Source organism: Caloranaerobacter ferrireducens (assembly GCF_001730685.1).
Lineage (GTDB): Bacteria > Bacillota > Clostridia > Tissierellales > Thermohalobacteraceae > Caloranaerobacter > Caloranaerobacter ferrireducens.
Window position 1 is genome coordinate 1 of record NZ_MDJR01000027.1, and the last position, 281, is coordinate 281.

Below are 281 nucleotides of genomic sequence, written 5' to 3' on the forward strand. Positions count from 1 at the left end.
ATAGCATTAAATGGACATTTTTCCATACAAGCACCACACTTGATACACTTATCTTGATCTATTACATGTGGACTCTTTCTTTCTCCTGATATAGCTCCTACTGGACATACCTTAGCACATACTGTACATCCTTTACATAAATCTTCTTGAATGTGGTATGATAGTAATGCTTTACATGAACCAGCAGGACATCTCTTTTCATTTACGTGTGCTTCATATTCATGTCTGAAATATTTTAATGTTGATAATACTGGGTTCGGTGCTGTCTGCCCTAATCCACA

Annotated in this window: 1 protein-coding gene; it reads right to left on the minus strand. The window is 36.3% G+C overall.

Annotated features, from left to right (window positions below; genetic code table 11):
• Nucleotides 1–281 (minus strand): 4Fe-4S binding protein (locus tag BFN48_RS12030; RefSeq protein ID WP_141706182.1); only part of this gene is annotated, 281 nt, incomplete at both ends.